This window comes from Nocardia sp. NPDC004718, assembly GCF_053601535.1.
The window spans coordinates 62,560-79,759 of sequence record NZ_JBSGCA010000009.1 but is presented as its reverse complement, the minus strand read 5'-3'; the positions used below and the strand labels follow the sequence as shown (position 1 = coordinate 79,759).

General features: G+C 69.8%; 15 protein-coding genes. 9 read left to right on the top strand and 6 right to left on the bottom strand.

Annotation, left to right across the window (positions count from 1 at the left end):
- The first annotated feature begins 161 nt into the window (after positions 1 to 161).
- From ACWEH3_RS09620 to ACWEH3_RS09610, 3 genes are all read left to right on the top strand, one after another.
- Positions 162 to 1,700: an alpha/beta hydrolase gene (locus ACWEH3_RS09620; RefSeq protein WP_450015267.1), complete on the top strand. Its 1,539-nt coding sequence runs from the start codon at positions 162 to 164 to the stop codon at positions 1,698 to 1,700.
- 164 nt (positions 1,701 to 1,864) lie between these two features.
- Entirely contained in the window at positions 1,865 to 3,202 is a 1,338-nt protein-coding gene (gene glnA / locus ACWEH3_RS09615; protein WP_379253000.1) for a type I glutamate--ammonia ligase, read from the top strand.
- A gap of 57 nt (positions 3,203 to 3,259) precedes the next feature.
- Entirely contained in the window at positions 3,260 to 6,271 is a 3,012-nt protein-coding gene (locus ACWEH3_RS09610; protein ID WP_450015138.1) for a bifunctional [glutamine synthetase] adenylyltransferase/[glutamine synthetase]-adenylyl-L-tyrosine phosphorylase, read from the top strand.
- Positions 6,272 to 6,274: 3 nt separating this feature from the next.
- Here ACWEH3_RS09610 and ACWEH3_RS09605 read toward each other — a convergent pair whose 3' ends face one another.
- Positions 6,275 to 6,631: a winged helix-turn-helix transcriptional regulator gene (locus ACWEH3_RS09605; protein WP_450015137.1), complete on the bottom strand. Its 357-nt coding sequence runs from the start codon at positions 6,629 to 6,631 to the stop codon at positions 6,275 to 6,277.
- A 106-nt stretch (positions 6,632 to 6,737) separates the two neighbouring features.
- Here ACWEH3_RS09605 and ACWEH3_RS09600 point away from each other — a divergent pair, with 106 nt between their 5' ends.
- A complete protein-coding gene (locus ACWEH3_RS09600) occupies positions 6,738 to 7,064 on the top strand; it encodes a YciI family protein (RefSeq protein ID WP_040865768.1) in 327 nt (108 codons plus the stop codon).
- A gap of 2 nt (positions 7,065 to 7,066) precedes the next feature.
- On the top strand, positions 7,067 to 7,714 hold the full coding sequence (locus tag ACWEH3_RS09595) for a cysteine hydrolase family protein (RefSeq protein ID WP_450015266.1): 648 nt from the start codon (positions 7,067 to 7,069) through the stop codon (positions 7,712 to 7,714).
- A gap of 29 nt (positions 7,715 to 7,743) precedes the next feature.
- On the opposite strand, the gene ACWEH3_RS09590 is transcribed toward ACWEH3_RS09595, so the two are convergent.
- Positions 7,744 to 8,025, bottom strand: a complete 282-nt coding sequence (locus ACWEH3_RS09590) for a hypothetical protein (RefSeq protein WP_450015136.1) — start codon at positions 8,023 to 8,025, stop codon at positions 7,744 to 7,746.
- Positions 8,026 to 8,166: 141 nt separating this feature from the next.
- On the opposite strand from ACWEH3_RS09590, the gene ACWEH3_RS09585 reads away from it, so the two are divergent.
- The 3 genes from ACWEH3_RS09585 to ACWEH3_RS09575 all read left to right on the top strand — a co-directional run bounded on the left by ACWEH3_RS09585 (position 8,167) and on the right by ACWEH3_RS09575 (position 11,675).
- Positions 8,167 to 8,859 (top strand): class I SAM-dependent methyltransferase, encoded by a 693-nt coding sequence (locus ACWEH3_RS09585; RefSeq protein ID WP_450015135.1) that lies wholly within the window; start codon positions 8,167 to 8,169, stop codon positions 8,857 to 8,859.
- Between the two features lie 138 nt (positions 8,860 to 8,997).
- Entirely contained in the window at positions 8,998 to 9,942 is a 945-nt protein-coding gene (locus tag ACWEH3_RS09580) for an endonuclease/exonuclease/phosphatase family protein (RefSeq protein WP_450015134.1), read from the top strand.
- A gap of 296 nt (positions 9,943 to 10,238) precedes the next feature.
- Positions 10,239 to 11,675: a metallopeptidase gene (locus tag ACWEH3_RS09575; RefSeq protein WP_450015133.1), complete on the top strand. Its 1,437-nt coding sequence runs from the start codon at positions 10,239 to 10,241 to the stop codon at positions 11,673 to 11,675.
- Between the two features lie 3 nt (positions 11,676 to 11,678).
- On the opposite strand, the gene ACWEH3_RS09570 is transcribed toward ACWEH3_RS09575, so the two are convergent.
- Genes ACWEH3_RS09570 through ACWEH3_RS09555 form a run of 4 tightly spaced genes read right to left on the bottom strand, consistent with a single transcriptional unit; the run spans position 11,679 to position 16,059 of the window.
- Positions 11,679 to 12,131 (bottom strand): 6,7-dimethyl-8-ribityllumazine synthase, encoded by a 453-nt coding sequence (locus tag ACWEH3_RS09570; protein WP_450015132.1) that lies wholly within the window; start codon positions 12,129 to 12,131, stop codon positions 11,679 to 11,681.
- Between the two features lie 9 nt (positions 12,132 to 12,140).
- The gene (locus ACWEH3_RS09565) at positions 12,141 to 13,028 is read right to left on the bottom strand and encodes an alpha/beta hydrolase (protein WP_450015131.1); all 888 of its coding nucleotides are present in this window, start codon (positions 13,026 to 13,028) and stop codon (positions 12,141 to 12,143) included.
- The gene (locus tag ACWEH3_RS09560; RefSeq protein WP_450015130.1) at positions 13,025 to 14,395 is read right to left on the bottom strand and encodes a M20/M25/M40 family metallo-hydrolase; all 1,371 of its coding nucleotides are present in this window, start codon (positions 14,393 to 14,395) and stop codon (positions 13,025 to 13,027) included. The genes ACWEH3_RS09565 and ACWEH3_RS09560 overlap by 4 nt, the downstream gene beginning before the upstream one ends.
- Entirely contained in the window at positions 14,392 to 16,059 is a 1,668-nt protein-coding gene (locus ACWEH3_RS09555; protein ID WP_450015129.1) for a CocE/NonD family hydrolase, read from the bottom strand. Before ACWEH3_RS09555 ends, ACWEH3_RS09560 begins: the two co-directional genes overlap by 4 nt.
- 111 nt (positions 16,060 to 16,170) lie before the next feature.
- Between ACWEH3_RS09555 and ACWEH3_RS09550 the strand changes: the two genes are divergently transcribed.
- Positions 16,171 to 17,082 carry a DMT family transporter gene (locus tag ACWEH3_RS09550; RefSeq protein ID WP_450015128.1) on the top strand — a complete coding sequence of 304 codons (912 nt, stop codon included), beginning with the start codon at positions 16,171 to 16,173 and terminating at the stop codon, positions 17,080 to 17,082.
- The last annotated feature ends 118 nt before the right edge of the window (positions 17,083 to 17,200 follow it).

The following is a 17,200-nucleotide window of genomic DNA, read 5'->3' as shown; positions in this document are numbered from 1 at the left end:
CGGGGCCCGTCCGGGTCCCCGGGAGTGTCTGACGATTTCAGTGTGCCACCCGCCACCGAGGCGGATTAAGGCCGATGACCGGTGCGATTGGTCACAGCGCGGCACGGGTTTGCCCGGGGCTGCCGCCGCGTTCGCCCGATGGCAGTATCGACAGCATGTCGATGGTGCGGAATGGGCGCGGTGCACTCCCGGTGGCGGTGCTGGCGTCGCTGGCTGTGCTGGTTGCGGGGTGCGCCGTCACCCGCACCGAAACGGGGCAGTCGGCACCCACGCCGCCCACCGGGCTGGAGAAGTTCTACGGTCAGGCGGTGCAGTGGCGCGACTGCGCCGGATTCGGCGGGCCGGACGACCGGCTGCCGCCGAGCACCGAGTGCGCCCGGATCACCGTGCCGGTGGACTACGCGGCGCCCGACGGACCGACCGCCCAGATCGCGATCTCCCGGACGCGTGCGACCGGGCGGCGGGTCGGTTCGCTGGTGATGAATCCGGGCGGGCCGGGAGAGTCCGGTCTCGGCCTGTCGTCGCTCGGCAACAAGACGGAATTGGCCGAGCGCTTCGACCGGATCGGCTTCGACCCGCGCGGCGTCGGTTCTTCCACCCCCTCGATCGTCTGCCAGACACCCCAGGAGCAGGACTCCGAGCGCGCCGAGCCGGAGGATGACTACACCCCGGCGGGCATCGCCGACGCCGAGGCCGACAACCGCCGGTACGCGGGCCGCTGCGCCGATCGGACCGGGAAGGAGTTCCTCGCCCACGTCGGCACCCGCGAGGTCGTGCAGGACCTCGACATCATGCGCGCCGCGCTCGGCGACGCGAAGCTGACCTACGTCGGCTACTCCTACGGCACCAAGATCGGTTCGGCGTACGCGGAGCGGTTCCCCGACCACGTGCGCGCCATGGTGCTGGACGGCGCCATCGACTCCTCGCAGGATCCGGTGCAGGAGTCGCTGCGCCAGGCGGCGGGCTTTCAGAAGGTGTTCGATGCCTACGCCGCCGACTGCGCGCGGCAGCCCGACTGCCCGCTGGGCGCCGACCCGGCGCAGGCGGTGCCGCGGTTCCGCGCGTTGGTGAACCCGCTGTGGGACAAGCCCGCGCCGACCACCGATCCGCGGGGTCTGACCTACGGCGACGCGCTCACCGGCGTGCGCCAGGCGCTCTACACCGACGAATTGTGGAAGGTGCTCACGCTCGGGCTGTCCGAGCTGCGCGACGGGCGCGGCGATACGCTGCTGGCCCTGGCCGACCTGTACGACGGCCGTCGCGACGACGGTACTTACGCCAACACCAGCGACGCGTTCAACGCGATCCGCTGCGTGGACGATCCGCGCATCACCGACCGCGGGGTGGCCGGACGCCAGGACGCGGAATACCGGAAAGCGGCCCCGTTCCTGGACGACGGGCGCGCCACCGGCGCGGCGCCGCTGGAGCTGTGCACCGCCTGGCCGGTGCCGAACACGAGTGAACCGCATCGCATCTCGGTGACCGGCCTGCCGAAGACGGTGGTGGTGTCGACCACCGAGGACCCGGCGACGCCGTACCAGGCCGGAGTCGACCTCGCGGACCAGTTGGGCGCCGCGCTGATCACCTATCAGGGCAACCGGCACACGGTGGCGCTGGCGGGCGGCGTCCCCTGCGTCGACGACGCGGTGATCGCCTATCTGGTCGACCTGACCGAGCCCGCCGCCGGCCTCACCTGCTGAGCCGGGCGCGCGCGGTTGCTGATCGGTCACGCGATGCGGCCCGGTCCGGAAGAATCTCACAAACCGGACGATCCGACTGTGCGGAGTCTTCCGAAAAATCCAGGTCAGCAATCTTAAGCGTGTATGTAACACAGATTTAACGCCGGATGCTTACGCTCGCGGACATGGATCGCCAGAAGGAATTCGTGCTGCGGACGCTCGAAGAGCGGGACATCCGCTTCGTACGTCTCTGGTTCACCGACGTCTTGGGTTACCTGAAGTCCGTCGCGATCGCGCCCGCCGAGCTGGAGGGCGCGTTCGAAGAGGGTATCGGTTTCGACGGCTCGGCCATCGAGGGCTTCGCCCGTGTCTCGGAGGCCGACATGGTCGCCCGGCCGGATCCGTCGACCTTCCAGGTGCTGCCGTGGGCCACGAGCAAGGGCCATCAGCACTCCGCGCGCATGTTCTGCGACATCACCATGCCGGACGGCTCGCCGTCCTGGGCCGACCCGCGCCATGTGCTGCGCCGTCAGCTGAACAAGGCGGGCGACGTCGGATTCAGCTGCTACGTGCACCCCGAGATCGAGTTCTTCCTGCTGGAGAACGGCACGCGTGACGGCGTTCCGGTCCCCGCCGACACCGGCGGCTTCTTCGACCAGGCCGTGCACGATTCGGCACCGAACTTCCGCCGCCACGCCATCGACGCGCTGGAGTCCATGGGCATCTCCGTGGAGTTCAGCCACCACGAGGGCGCTCCTGGCCAGCAGGAGATCGACCTGCGCTACGCCGACGCGCTGTCCATGGCCGACAACGTGATGACCTTCCGCTACCTGATCAAGGAAGTGGCCATCGACGAGGGCGTGCGCGCGACCTTCATGCCCAAGCCGTTCGCCCAGTACCCGGGCTCGGCGATGCACACGCACATGAGCCTGTTCGAGGGCGAGACCAACGCCTTCCACGACCCCGACGACCCGATCAACCTGTCGGAGACGGCGCGCGCGTTCATCGCGGGCATCCTCGAGCACGCCCCGGAGATCAGCGCGGTCACCAACCAGTGGGTCAACTCCTACAAGCGCCTCATCCACGGCGGCGAGGCGCCGACGGCGGCCTCGTGGGGCCGGTCCAACCGCTCCGCCCTGGTCCGTGTGCCGATGTACACGCCGAACAAGGCCTCCTCGCGACGCGTCGAGATCCGCAGCCCCGATTCCGCGTGCAACCCCTACCTGGCCTTCGCCGTGCTGCTCGCGGCCGGTCTGCGTGGCATCGAGAAGGGCTACACGCTGCCGCCGGAGGCCGAGGACGACGTGTGGTCGCTGACGGTCGCCGAGCGGCGCGCGATGGGCTTCCGCGAGCTGCCCGGCACGCTGGACGAGGCGCTGCAGGCGATGGAGCGCTCCGAGTTGGTCGCCGAGACCCTGGGCGAGCACGTGTTCGACTTCTTCCTGCGCAACAAGCGCCGGGAGTGGGCGGACTACCGCAGCCAGGTCACGCCGTTCGAGCTCAAGGAATACCTGGGGTTGTAATCCGAGCGATGCCCGGGGGCGGCGTGCCCCCGATCGCGGCCGGGTAATTTGAGAGCCATGGTCCGGCCCCCCTCTGCGCGCTCCGCTGTCCCCGGTGTCGGTCGGCTCGGATTGCTCGAGCCATCCGCCGCCGCGTCGCTGCACGAATTGGGCTGGGACAACGTCGAGAGCATCCCCGTGCTGTGGTCGCTGTCCCGCGCGCCGGACGCCGACCTCGCGTTGAGCACGCTCATGCGACTGCGCGAGAGCATCGGGGACGGTTGGCACGCGATCGATTCGGCGATCCGTACGGATACGTCGCTGCGGGGCAGGCTGTTCGCGCTGCTCGGCTCCTCCAGCGCGTTCGGCGATCATCTCGTCGCGGCACCGGAGTCGTGGGAAGGCTTGCGCCGCAAGGAGTTACCTGGACGCGACGAGCTGATCGCCGATCTGCTCGCCGTGGTCGACGCGGCACCGGAGGAAGGGCCGAACGCGACCCCGATGCTGTTCCGCGCCGCGATCTCGGGGCCCGAAGTGGCGGCGTCGCTGCGCAAGCGGTACCGCGATCACTTGATGCTGCTGGCCGCGCTGGATCTGGCGGCCACGGTGGAGAACGAGCCGGTGCTGCCCTACCAGGTGGTCGGCAGGCAGCTCACCGACCTGGCCGACGCCGCCCTGACCGCGGCGCTGGCGGTGGCGGTGGCGCGGGTCTGCAAGGACGAGCCGGTGCCGGTGCGGCTGGGCGTGATCGCGATGGGCAAGTGCGGCGCGCGCGAATTGAACTATGTCAGCGACGTCGACGTGGTGTTCGTCGCCGAGCCCGCCGACGCCACCGCCACGCGTCTGGCCGCGGAGATGATGAGCGTGGCGAGCCAGGCGTTCTTCGAGGTCGACGCGGCGCTGCGACCGGAGGGCAAGGCCGGTGCGCTGGTGCGGACGCTGGATTCGCACATCGCCTACTACAAGCGCTGGGCACGCACCTGGGAGTTCCAGGCGCTGTTGAAGAATCGTCCGGCGACCGGTGACATCGCGCTCGGCGAGCAGTACCGAGCCGCGCTCATGCCGATGGTGTGGTCGGCGTCGGAGCGTCCCGATTTCGTCGCCGACGTGCAGGCGATGCGCCGCCGCGTGGAGGATCTGGTGCCCGCCGATCTGCGCGAACGCGAACTCAAGTTGGGGCGCGGCAGCCTCAGGGACGTCGAATTCGCCGTACAGCTCCTGCAATTGGTGCACGGGCGGGTGGACGAGAAGCTGCACGTGCAGGGCACCGTCGAGGCGTTGACCGCGCTGGCCGCGGGCGGCTACGTCGGTCGCGACGACGCGGCCAATCTCACGGCGTCCTACGAGTTCCTGCGGTTGCTGGAACACCGGCTCCAGCTACAGCGGTTGCGTCGCACGCATACCCTGCCCGCCGATGACGACGAGGAGGGCATGCGCTGGCTGGCCCGCGCGGCGCACATCCGGCCCGACGGCAGGCAGGACGCGGTGGGTGTGCTGGGCAGCGAGATCCGCCGGAACGCGGTGCGCGTGCGGCGCTTGCACGCCAAACTGTTCTACCGGCCGCTGCTGGACTCGGTGGTGCGGCTGGAACCCGACGCGCTGCGCCTGAGCCCCGAAGCCGCCATCCGGCAGCTGGCCGCTCTCGGCTACGCGGCGCCGGAACACGCTCTCGGCCACCTGAAGGCCCTCACCGGCGGCGTGTCCCGCAAAGGGCGCATCCAGGCTCTGCTGCTGCCGACGCTGCTGGAATGGCTCGGTGAGACACCGAATCCCGACGCGGGCCTGCTGGCCTATCGCCGCGTGTCCGAGGGGCTCGCCGACCAGATCTGGTTCCTGCGCGAACTGCGCGACGAGGGGGCGATCGCCCAGCGGCTGATGATCGTGCTCGGCTCCTCGGAGTACCTGCCCGATCTGCTGATCAACGCGCCGGAGACGATCCGGATGTACGCCGACGGTCCGAGCGGCCCGCTGCTGCTCGGCCCGCAGCCCGACGAGGTGGCCCGCGGCATCCTCACCGCCGCCGCGCGCTACGAGGACCCGAAACGCGCCGTGGCCGCGGCCCGTTCGCTGCGCAGGCACGAACTCGCGCGGGTGGCGTCGGCCGATCTGCTGGGCATGCTCGAGGTGCCGCAGGTGTGCCGGGCGTTGTCGTCGGTGTGGGTGGCGGTGCTCGAGGCGTCGTTGCGTGCGGTGATCCGGGCGAGCGAGGCGGAGCGGGGTGCGCCCGCGCCCGCCGACATCGCGGTGATCGGCATGGGCCGACTCGGTGGCATGGAGCTCGGCTACGGCTCGGACGCGGACGTGCTGTTCGTCTGCGACCCGCGGCCGGGCGAGGACGAGACCAAGGCGGTGAAGTGGGCGATCGGGGTGGCCGACCGGGTGCAGCAGCTGCTCGGCGCGCCGAGCACCGACCCGCCGCTGCACGTGGACGCCGGGCTGCGTCCGGAGGGGCGCAGCGGCGCGCTGGTGCGCACGTTGGCCGCCTACGCCGCGTATTACCAGCAGTGGGCGCAACCCTGGGAGGTGCAGGCGTTGCTGCGCGCGCACCAAGTGGCTGGTGACCAGAAACTCGGGGTGCGTTTCCTGCACGTCATCGACAAGGTGCGGTACCCGGAGGGCGGTGTGTCCGCCGAGGCGGTGCGCGAGATCCGGCGGATCAAGGCCAGAGTGGACGCCGAGCGGCTGCCCCGCGGCGCCGATCCGGCCACGCACACGAAGCTGGGGCGCGGGGGCCTGGCCGACATCGAGTGGACGGTTCAGCTGGTGCAGCTGCGGCACGCCCACGAGGTGCCCGGCTTGCACAACACCTCCACACTCGAGGCACTGGACGTGATCGAGCGGACCGAACTGCTGGACGCGCAGGACGTGGCGCTGCTGCGCGACGCGTGGCTGACCGCCACCAACGCCCGCAACGCCCTGGTCCTGGTGCGCGGCAAGCCGAGCGATCAGCTACCGGGTCCGGGGCGGCTGCTTTCCGCCGTCGCCCGCGTCGCGGGGTGGCCCAACGACGACGGCAGCGAATTCCTCGACCACTACATGCGCGTCACCCGGCGCGCCAAAGCGGTCGTCGAACGAGTCTTCGGCGCCTGAGGCCTAGTCCGCCCGCGGCCGGGCTCGAGGACCGACGGTGAGACCCGCGCGGGCCGCGCGCTGTTCGCCCCAGTCGTAGAGCGCGGTGAGGACCGGGACGAGTGTGCGGCCCTCGTCGGTGAGGGTGTATTCGACCTGCGGAGGCACCGTGTCGAAGGTGGTGCGCCGGACCAAGCCGTCGGACTCCAGTTCGCGCAACTGCTGGACCAGCATCTTCTCGCTGGTGGTCGGCATCCGCCTGCGCAACTCGCCGTAGCGGTGCACGCCCTCCTTCAAGTGGGCCAGGATCACCGGCTTCCACTTGCCGCCGATCAGGTCGACGGTCACCTCCACGGCGCAGTTGTAGCGCTTGTCGGGCACCTGTCCTCCGGGTACTCACTGAAAAGTGCGTTCTTGTAACACTGTAATCATCGCGATTCCATGGATGCCGTTCGTATCGACCACCGCAGACATGGAGCGAAACATCGTGAAGGTCATCGTTTTCGACCGCTTCAAGCCAGGCGTAACCCTGGAGACGATCAACCCGTACCTGCCCGAGGAGGTCGCCAACGTGTGGCGGCTGTGGAAGGCGGGCATCGTCCGGGAGAACTACGCCCGCGCCGACGAGCCCGGCGTCGTGATCGTGTTCGAGGTCGACAGCGTCGAGGAGGCGCGGAAGTACGTCGCGGACTTCCCGCTCACCAAGGCCGGATACCTGGAATGGACGTTCGTGCCGGTGCAGGCGCCCTTGCCGCTGGAGGCGCTGATGGACCCGGCCGTGGACGTCGCCGAGCCCTACGACCGGACCGCGTGAGCATGCGCCACGCCTTCGGCCTGAGCATCCCGCAGACCGTGCCGGATGCCTGCGATCCCGCGCGGATGGCGCTGCTCATCTACGACATGCAGGTCGGCATCGTGCGGCAGATTCCCGGCGGCGAGGAGATCGTGCGCGCGTGCGTGCGGCTGCGCGACGCCGCCCGGGCGGGGGGTTTCCGGGTGTTCTATACCCGGCACATGTCCCTGCCGGTGGCGGCGTCGGGCGTCGCCCAGTTGCGCACCGCGATGTCCTGGCAGCGGGTGGACGACCCGGGGGACGTGCGTTCGAGCTTCCCGCAGGGTTCGCCGCAATTCCACTTGGTGCCCGAGTTGACGCCGGGTCCGGACGAGGTGGTGTTCGACAAGATCACCATGTCGGCATTCGCGGCCACCCCGTTGGACTTCGCGCTGCGCGACTGCGGCATCGACACCTACGCCGTGGCGGGCATCGCCATGGAGGTGGGCATCGAGCCGACGGTTCGGCACAGCCTTGACCTGGGTTATCTGCCGATCATCGTCACCGACGCGTGCGGCGCGGGTCATCCGGCGGCGGCCGAAAGATCGCGTGCCACTCTCGAATTCACCGGCGGATCGCTCACCACGGACACCGCCGCGCTGACCGAGGCCATGAGTCGGCACGCCCACTGACGCCGCGGTCCGCGCCCTGCGGTGGGGTCTTATGGGGTCTTCGCGGCACCGGTCAAGGTCTGGAAGCGATCGACGAACCGGCGCAAGGCGAGCCGGTCTTCGTCGCCGAGCCCGTTCGCGGTCGTGACGGTGACCTCGGTGCCGGAGCGGATTCGCAGGACATCCCAGGCCGCCGGCAGGACGGGCGCGTGCACGCTGCGCCCGTTGCTGCTGACCGTGATGGACGAACGGTACGAGCCCGGAATGAATGCCAGGTCTTCGGCGATCTCGGCCGTGAGCGGTCCCTGTGCGCGAAATTGCTCGACGTACATTCTTCCCCCTCGTCACGTCGCCATCAGTTTTCGGCCAAGGGTAGACCGTCAGCCGCGGTGCCATCCCGCCCGTCGAGCGGATCGAGCGCGTCGTGTGCGAGGGTCCCCGACATCGGGCAGGTGCACTGATATTCGTTTGCTATGACGACGCCAGATGAGTTCGATTTCGATGTCACCTATCGGGGCACCGGCGGCCCGTTCGGGCCGGGTGTCAAACCGCCGTGGAGTATCGGCGAACCCCAACCCGAGCTCGCCGCCCTGATCGAGCAGGGCAAGTTCCACGGCGACGTGCTCGATGTCGGCTGCGGGGAGGCGGCGATCTCGCTGTACCTGGCCGAGCGGGGTTACCAGATCGTGGGATTGGATCTGTCGCCGACCGCGGTCGAGTTGGCGCGGGCCGAGGCGGCCCGGCGCGGCTTGACGAACGCTTCGTTCGAGGTCGCCGACATCACTTCTTTCACCGGCTACGACGGCCGCTTCGGCACCATCGTCGACAGCACGCTGTTCCATTCGATCCCGGTCGAGTCGCGGGATGGTTACCAGCAGGCGATCGTCCGCGCTGCCGCGCCGGGCGCGTCGTACTTCGCGCTCGTGTTCGACCGCGCAGGCCTGCCCGAAGTGCCCCAGCCGGGGCCATCGCCGGTCACCGCCGATGAGCTTCGGGAGGTGGTGTCGAAGTATTGGATCATCGATGAGATCAGGCCGGCGCGAATTCACGCCAACTTGCCCGCGGAGTTGCCCGAGGGCGCGCCTGTCCGGTTCGAAGGGATACGCGACGAGCCCGGCGGCCGCAAGTCGGTTCCGGCCTGGCTGCTGTCGGCCCACCTGGGCTGATTCTCCGACAGCGAAGTCGCGAGGTGCGTCGCCCGGGCGAGGGACATCGCCAGGCATCGAAGTGGCCGGGTTTCCTGTGTGCTGGTCTCGAGCTGCACCGGATCAACGGCTTCACCGGCATTGCCTAGGCTCGACCGCATGCGTAGATGGATGGACCGGGCATTGCTCGGTGTGGGGTGGTGCGCAGTAGCCGCAGGCGCCGTCGGGATAGCGCTGCACTTCGGGGCGTGGCAGCGGCGGGTGCTGGTGTTGCTCGCGTCGGGAGCGTCGTACTTCATGGTCGGCGCGATCGTCGGCCTGGTGCTCTTGCTGATCGCGCGCGGGTGGCGCAGCGCCGCTGTCGCCGGGGTGCTGGCGGCGGCGACGCTGTGGACGCTGGTGCCCGCGTTCGTGCCGCAGGGCCGGGCAGCCAACGGTCCGAAGCTGACCGTCATGCAGTCGAATCTGCTGTTCGGCGGCGCCGACCCGGCCGCCGTGGTGCGCGCGGTGCGCGACGACCGGGTCGACGTGCTGACCGTGGACGAACTGACCGACGCCGCGCTGGAGCGGTTGGCGGGCGCGGGCCTGCTCGGTGAACTGCCTTACCACTACACCGAGCCCACCCGCGACGGCGGTGGCGGCACCGGCATCTACAGCCGATATCCGCTGCGGGACACCAAGAAATACGACGGATACATCCTCAACAACATCTCCGCGACGATGGATCACCCCGAACGGGGACCGATCACCGTCTTCGCGTTCCATCCGGTCCCGCCGCCGTTCGATTTTCCCGCGTGGCAGACGGAGATGCGCAAGACCAGGGAAATCCTCGACGCGCAACGGGGCCCGGCCATCGTGGGCGCGGATTTCAACGCGACCCGTGACCACACCGCCTTCCGCGATCTGCTGCGCGGAAGCTTCTCCTCGGCGGCCGACCAGGCAGGCGCCGGCCTGCTGCCGACCTTCCCCGCCGACCGCGCGTGGGGACCGGTGATCGGCATCGACCACATCCTGCTCGCCGACGCCACCGCCGAAGAGGTGCGCACCCTCTCGCTCCCCGGCTCCGACCATCGAGCGCTGCTCTCCCACATCCACCTTCAGTGACCCCACACTGTCATGCGCGCACGGACCACGCGCGGCGGCCGCCATATCGAACTTCGCCGCCGGCAGGTCGCGATGCACCTCCGCCGACTTCTGGTGATCTTCGATTGTCGCGCTGAGGCCGCTCCCATCATCGACCGCCCCCGATTCCCTGCTGCGCGCTGACCGGGCGTGAAAGTGCTGTGCGCCTTGCGGTTCCGGAGACGTTCGGGGCGCTGTGATGCGCGCAGCGCGCTCGCGGCGATTACGATGTGAGCGCTCGGCGAGCCCGAGACGCGGTACTCGGGGAGGCGAGTTCGATGAGGAAGTACAGGCGATTCGGTGTGGCCGTGCTCGCGGTGGTGGCGCTGGTGTCGGCCGGATGCGCGCAGGGCGCGAACGACCATGCCGCACGGCAGGTCTCGCCGCCCGCCGACACCTGGGAACTGGCCGGGTCGATGACGGCTTCGGGCCCGAACGGTCCCCGCAAGGGTGTGCCGGACGCGCCGCTCACGGCGGAGAACGGCGATGGCGGCGCCATCGACAAGCTCGCCCTCGATACCATCGCCGACGTGCAGGACTTCTGGACCAAGGAGTACCCCGCGCACTTCCCCGGCACGTTGAAGCCGGTGACCAGGTTCATCTCCTGGGACGCCAAGGCGCCCAGAACGCAGTCGGTCAAGTTCTGCAAGTCCGATACCTACCAGGTGGTGAACGCGGCCTACTGCGGCGGTGACCACACCATCGGCTGGGACCGGGGTGTCCTGCTGCCGAAACTGGTGCAGAAGTACGGCGAGATGGCGGTGGTGATGGTGCTCGCCCATGAGTACGGGCACGCCATCCAAGGGCAGGCCAGACTCGCGGGCCTGCTGACCCCGCCGCTCGTGCAGGAACAGCAGGCGGACTGCCTCGGCGGTGTCTTCCTGCGCCATGTGGCCGAGGGGAATTCGGCGCACTTCACGCTCAACACCACCGACGGCCTCAACGCCGTGCTCGGTGCCACGGTGGCGGTGCGCGACCGGGACCCGAACGATCCGGACAACGTCCACGGCTCGGCCTTCGAGCGGGTGACGGCCGTGCAGATCGGTTACACCGACGGCGCCGACGGGTGCAAGAAGATCACCAGGAAGGAGATCGCCCAGCGCCGCGGCAATCTCCCCACCACCTTCGAGCCCGGTGAGGAGCAGGCGCAACTTCCGGTGGACGCCGCCGCGCTGGCCAGCCTGAGCCAGGCGCTGACCAAGATCTTCCCGGTGACGCGGACGCCGCAGTTCGACTACTCCGGGGTCGGCCGCGGTTGCTCGGACGGCACCGTCACCCGGCCGGTGTCGTACTGCCCGAGCGCGAACCGGATCGGCACGGACGTGCCCGCCTTGGCCCACCGCGGCGGAACGATGACCGACGGCGACCCGCTGTCGGCGGTCGTGGACGGCGACTACAACGCGTTCGTCGTCTTCGTCTCGCGCTATGTGCTCGCGGTGCAACAGGATCGCAAGCTGTCGCTGACCGGCGCGGAGACGGCGGGCCTGCGCACCGCGTGCCTCAGCGGCGTGGTGACCACCAAGTTGAGCGAGCCGGGCAGCGACCCGCACCTGTCCGCGGGCGATCTGGACGAAGCGGTCTCCGGCCTGCTCGCCGACGGCGCGGCGGCCGCCGACGTGAACGGAAAGGTAGTGCCGAGCGGCTACCAGCGGCTCGAAGCGTTCCGCACCGGCGTCCTGGACGGTGAGAGCGCGTGCCTGGCCAAGTTCCGGTAGTCGTTACACCGGCAGCGATCGCAGTGAGCTGAGCGTGCTCGCCAGCGCGCGGGCCGCCTCGGCGCCCTTGGTGACGAAATGCTCGGTGAAGTACGTGACGTGCTCGCTGTGCTCGTGGAAGTGGTGCGGGGTGAGCACGACCGAGAACACCGGCACGTCCGTGTCCAGCTGGACCCGCATCAGCCCGTCGATCACCGCCGAGGCCACGAAATCGTGCCGGTAGATGCCGCCGTCCACCACCAGCGCGGACGCGACGATCGCGGCGTACCGGCCGGAATGCGCCAGGCGCTTGGCGTGCAGCGGGATCTCGAAGGCACCCGGCACCTCGTAGACATCGATGCCGGCTGGATCGAAACCGAGGTCGGTGTATTCGGTGCGGAAGCCCTCGTACGCCTTACCGACGATCGAGCTGTGCCAGCTGGCACGGATGAACGCGATGGATCCGGTAGTACTCATGGCGAGATTCTACTTTCCGGTAAGGTGCGCTTCCAGCCAGCCGACGACGTCGTCGAGCACCTTCTGCTGCTCGGGCTCGTTGAACACCTCGTGGTAGAGGCCCTCGTAACGGATCACCGTGAGGTCCTCCGACCCGGCGCCCCGCTCGATGAGATCGGAGCTGGACGGCGCGGCGATCGCGTCGGCGGTGCCGTGCAGCACCAGCAGCGGCACGGTGACCTTCGCCAACCGCTGCTTGACCGTATTCGTCGCGCTCAGCATCTCGGCGCCGGTGCGTGCGGGCAGCATGCCGCGATAGACCAGCGGATCGTTGTCGTAGGCCGTGACAACCGCCGGGTCCCGGCTGATCTGCGACGAATCCAGTTTCAGCACACCCAGATTCGGGGTGAACCTGCTCAACACCGGTGCGAGCATGCGCTGCACCGGATTGCCCACCGGGATGTCCAGCGGCGGGGCGGACAACACGATGCCCGCCACGTCGATCGGCTCGCGGGTGGCCAGGTACAGGGTGATCAGGCTGCCCATCGAGTGCGCGACCAGGAAGCGCGGCACGCCGGGCTGCTCTCGGGTCGCGATGTCCAGCATGGCGGCGACGTTGTCCGCGGCGCCCGCCATGGAGCCGATGTTGGCCTTGCCGCCCGCGGATTTCCCGTGCCCGATGTGATCGAGCGCGTAGACCGCGAAACCGGCGGCGACCAGACGCTGTCCCACATGGGCATAGCGGCCGGAATGCTCGGCCACGCCGTGCACCAGGACGATCACGCCCCGCGCCGCGCCCTCCGGCAGCCACGCCCGCCAGGCGACTCCGCTGCCGACACCGTCGAACTCGCCGGACTCGGTGCGAATCGCGGGCGGCTCCGTTGGCGCGGTGTCGCCCGCCGTCGGCTCGGTCGTCATCCCTGCGCTCCTGACGTCGATGGCGCGCCGACCGTCGCGAAATGCTCGATCAGCCGCCGGTTGAACTCGATGAGTCGAGCGTAGTTGACTCGCGAGATGCGCTCGTCGGTTCCGTGGATCGAGGCCAGGTCGCGCTCGTCCAGCACGATCGGGGCGAAATTGCACCGGGTGCCCGCCAGGTCGTCGTAGTGCCTGGAGTCGGTGGCGCCGGGCACGATGCCGGTGGTCACCGCGATGCCGGGGACGATGGCGCGGGCGAGATCGGCGATCAGATCGAATGCGGGGCCGGGCCGCGTGATCCGCGACGGCTCCGACGACATGCCTACCAGATCGAATCGAATCCCCTTGTCGCGCACAACTTTCCGGCAGTGCGCCAGCACCGAGGCGACGGTGTCGCCGGGCAGGATGCGGAAGTTCACCATGGCCTCGGCCCGCTGGGGCAACACGTTCGCCCGCACACCGCCGCGGATCACCGTCGGCGCCGTGGTGGTGCGCACCATCGCTTCGGTCTGCGGCTGGGCCGCCATCACCCGGGTGACCACCGGTGCGGCGAGCTTCGCCAGGCCCAGCAGCATTCGCCGCGGCGCGGGCATGACCTCGCGCACCCTGGTCAGCATGTCCGCGATCACCGGGGTCAGGCGCAGCGGCATCGGATGGTCCTGGATGCGGCCCACCGCCCGCGCGATCCGCCCGACCGCCGTCTGCCTGCCCGGCATGGACGAGTGCCCGCCGACCTCGGTGACCGACAACCGGACCGTCGCGTAGCCCTTCTCCCCGAGCATGATCGTCGCCACCGGCTGCCGCACGCCATCGACGACGCCCGCGGTGATCACCCCGCCCTCGTCCAGCAGCAGCTCGGCGCGCACGCCCGCCTGTCGCAGATGCTCGGCCATGCGCTCGGCGCCGTCGCCGCCGAAGACCTCCTCGTCGTGCCCGAAAGCCAGGTACACGGTGTGCCGGGGGCGCAGGCCCGCGGCGAGCGCCGATTCGGCCGCCTCCAGGATGGCGAGCACGCGGCTCTTGTCGTCGATCGCCCCGCGGCCCCAGATGAACTCGTCGTCCACCACTCCCGCGAACGGCGGGTGGGTCCAACGCTGGGCGTCGTCCACCGGGACCACGTCCTGATGCGCGAGCATGATCGCGGCCACCCGGTCCGGGTCGGCGCCCGGCCAGCGGTAGAGCCTGCTGTGCGCGAACTTCCGCAGTTCGAGTTCGGCGTGCACCCGGGGGAACGACGTCCGCAGGTGCGCGTCGAGGCGGTCGAACGCCGCGCTGTCGGTGTCGCGCGGGTCGTCGGTGGACACCGTCGCGCACCGCAGCGCGGTGGCGAGGCGTTCGGCGGTCAGGTCGTCGACCGGCTCCGTCATCGGTCACCGGTGCGGTCGGGCAGATTCATGGACACCGTTGCATTGTTCAACATGCTCGGGTCGAGGGCGACGGTCTTCTCGTTTCGCCACTTCACGATGCCTTCGGTGAGCTCGCCCGGCAGATCGGGACGGCGCGTCGCGGTCAACAAGGGCAACTCGATGCTCGCGGAGGTCACCGTGACCGCGGCGAAAGCGGGGGAGTGCGACCACACGTCGTCGACCACGTCGGTGATCCGCACGCCGATCCGGTGGCCCGCGGCGATCGGCCAGTCCTGCGCGAGCAGCCTGACCTCGGCGGTGTCGCGGACCGGGGCGATCCCTCGGGTGATGACGGTCGCGCGCAGGTCGGGCGCGATGTCATAGAGCTCGACCGCGACCGTCGCGTTCGGGGGGCCGCCGAGCCGGAGGGTGGCGGTGGGAATGCCGGACAGATGCTGCTCGCCGGTCAGCGGCGCGGAAACCGACCAGATCTCGCGATCGGGTCCCGGAATCAACCCGCGATCGGTGTAATCGCCGGCCCGCAGCTCGACCGGAACCCGCCGGGCGTCGGCGGGCGGCCAGGCGGTCTCCGCGCGCCAGCGGCCGTCGAACTGGCCGACGGTGATCCGCGGGCCGGGTACCCGCACGTCGCGGGCGGCGACGTGCTTGTCGAAGAACGCGAGCAACTCGGTGTCGAAGTGGGGCGTGCCGCATTTGTCGTGGCAGGTGCGGTGTCCCCACTGGCCGAACCAGGCGCGATGCTCGCCGGGCCCGAGGCCGTTCCACAGATCGAACACACGGTAGGCGCGGGTGTTGTAGTCGACGAAGCCTTGACCGAGGAACAGCGGAATCGTGGCGCCGCGCAGCCGCGCGACGAGGTCGCGATCGCGCCAGAACGCGGTGTCGGGGTTGTGGTCGCCGATCTGGGTCAGGTACTGCCGGTAGCACTGCCAGGGCAACTGCGTCGCGTTCGCCTGATATTCGCCAGAGTCTTCCGGACGCGGTGGAGTGGAGGCGATCAGCAGGTGCTCGAGTCCCGCGAAGTCGGCGGGACGCACGCCGCTCTCGGTGATCGGCTTGCCGGAGAACTTCCACGAGACGCCCTGCATGTACAGGTAGGAGTACGGGTCGACGACCGGCTCGAACGCGCCCACCGCCGCGAGGCCCTTCGGGGCGGCGGCCAGGCCCATCAGGCCGGTCCAGGCTTCGTACGACGTGCCGAACAGCCCGACCCTGCCGGTGGACCACGGCTGGCTCGCCGCCCACTCCACGGCCGTGGCGACGTCGGCTCGTTCCCCCGGCCCGCCGAAGTCCGGGCAACCGTTGGAGCCGCCGAACCCGCGCAGGTCGACGATGACGTAGGTGTAGCCCGCGTTCAGGAACAGGTCGGCGGTGAGGTTGTCGGTGGACGGGCCGCCGGTCAGGCGCGGCTCGCTCAGATAGGCCAGGTGCGCCCGATACGGACTGACGGTCAGGATGACGGGTGTGCGGGTGTCGTCGGAGACACCGGCCGGGCGGAGGATGTCCGCGTGCAGCCGGGTGCCGTCCGTGCCGTCGATGAACGCTTGCTTCCACTGATAGGGCACCGGCAGCGGTTCGGCGACCGCTCGCATCGGGGTGAGCGCGGCCAACAGCAACAACAGGCCGCAGAGGGCACGAGACAGGACGACTCGTTCGATCACCATAGGACTATCGACTGTGCCCGGACGGCCGTCCAGCCCCCGGAACCGGGGTGGTCGTCCAGTAGCCGGTCGACCGCCATCCGGTGTTCATCCGGACCGGTCAGCATCGAGGCCATGCCGGAGCGCGGTTTCGGGTCCGTCGACTCGGTAGGGACGGTCGGTTCGGCGTTGTCGGCCGCGTTCCTGTTCGCGGTGTCGGCGTTCCTGCAACAAGGGGCTGCCAGGCAGGCGGCCACCGCGTCCGGGCAGGGCCGATTCCTGGTGATCGCCGCGATCGCTCGTCGTCTGCTCACCGACCGCCGCTGGCTGGCCGGACAGGGCGCGAACATGGCCGGATTCGTCGTGCACGCCGTGGCGCTGCGCTTCGGCGCCATCGCGGTGGTGCAGGCGCTGCTGGTCGTGCAGTTGTTGTTCGCGCTGCCGTTCGCGGCGGTGCGGCGTGGTCGCGCGCTGCTCGCCAGAGACTGGGCGGGGACGTCGGCGGTGTGCGCGGGGCTGATGGTGCTGGTCGGGCCGGGGATTCCCGAGCATTCGGCGGTGCGCACGGAGCTGCTCCCGGGGGCGTGCGCGGGGGTGGTCGGCACGGTCGTCGTGTTGTTCGGTCTGTCCCGGAAGTTCCGCTCCACCCAGGTGCGGTCCGCGCTGGTGGCGGTGGCGGCGGGCTGCTGTTTCGCCACCACGGCGGTCCTCGTCGTGGTGGCGACGAGGACGCTGCCGGATCCGAGCTGGGCACTGCTGGGTATCCCGGTGTCCACCGTCCTCGGCGGCATCCTGACCCAGGAGGCGTACGCACGCGGGTCACTGCCCACGGCGCTGACCGCGATGACGATCACCGACCCGGTGCTGAGTTACGTGGCCGGTCTCACGCTCTTCACCGCGACGATCCACCCGCGCCCGGCGCTGCTGGCCTGCGCGGCCACCGCGGTGATCGTCGGTGTCGCGCTGCTGGCGAATTCGCCGACGCTGCACGACGAGCGAGAGAAGGCGGAAGCGACCCGCCCGGCGATACGGGCGAAGGCCGGGTGAACTCCGGCGCAATGCTGATCGGAGGAAGGGGATCCGGCGGGCACGAGCAGGGCGAACCACCGGGCCGACGCGGGTATCCGGCGCGACACCGGTCGCTGGGCAACCTGCGCGGTTGGAA

Bases quoted from the DNA above. Each gene is read 5' to 3' on its own strand.
- ACWEH3_RS09620 (WP_450015267.1), top strand. From the start codon at position 162: ATGGTGCGGAATGGGCGCGGTGCACTCCCGGTGGCGGTGCTGGCGTCG.
- glnA (WP_379253000.1), top strand. From the start codon at position 1,865: ATGGATCGCCAGAAGGAATTCGTGCTGCGGACGCTCGAAGAGCGGGAC.
- ACWEH3_RS09610 (WP_450015138.1), top strand. From the start codon at position 3,260: ATGGTCCGGCCCCCCTCTGCGCGCTCCGCTGTCCCCGGTGTCGGTCGG.
- ACWEH3_RS09595 (WP_450015266.1), top strand. From the start codon at position 7,067: ATGCGCCACGCCTTCGGCCTGAGCATCCCGCAGACCGTGCCGGATGCC.
- ACWEH3_RS09590 (WP_450015136.1), bottom strand. From the start codon at position 8,025: ATGTACGTCGAGCAATTTCGCGCACAGGGACCGCTCACGGCCGAGATC.
- ACWEH3_RS09585 (WP_450015135.1), top strand. From the start codon at position 8,167: ATGACGACGCCAGATGAGTTCGATTTCGATGTCACCTATCGGGGCACC.
- ACWEH3_RS09580 (WP_450015134.1), top strand. From the start codon at position 8,998: ATGCGTAGATGGATGGACCGGGCATTGCTCGGTGTGGGGTGGTGCGCA.
- ACWEH3_RS09575 (WP_450015133.1), top strand. From the start codon at position 10,239: ATGAGGAAGTACAGGCGATTCGGTGTGGCCGTGCTCGCGGTGGTGGCG.
- ACWEH3_RS09570 (WP_450015132.1), bottom strand. From the start codon at position 12,131: ATGAGTACTACCGGATCCATCGCGTTCATCCGTGCCAGCTGGCACAGC.
- ACWEH3_RS09565 (WP_450015131.1), bottom strand. From the start codon at position 13,028: ATGACGACCGAGCCGACGGCGGGCGACACCGCGCCAACGGAGCCGCCC.
- ACWEH3_RS09560 (WP_450015130.1), bottom strand. From the start codon at position 14,395: ATGACGGAGCCGGTCGACGACCTGACCGCCGAACGCCTCGCCACCGCG.
- ACWEH3_RS09555 (WP_450015129.1), bottom strand. From the start codon at position 16,059: ATGGTGATCGAACGAGTCGTCCTGTCTCGTGCCCTCTGCGGCCTGTTG.
- ACWEH3_RS09550 (WP_450015128.1), top strand. From the start codon at position 16,171: ATGCCGGAGCGCGGTTTCGGGTCCGTCGACTCGGTAGGGACGGTCGGT.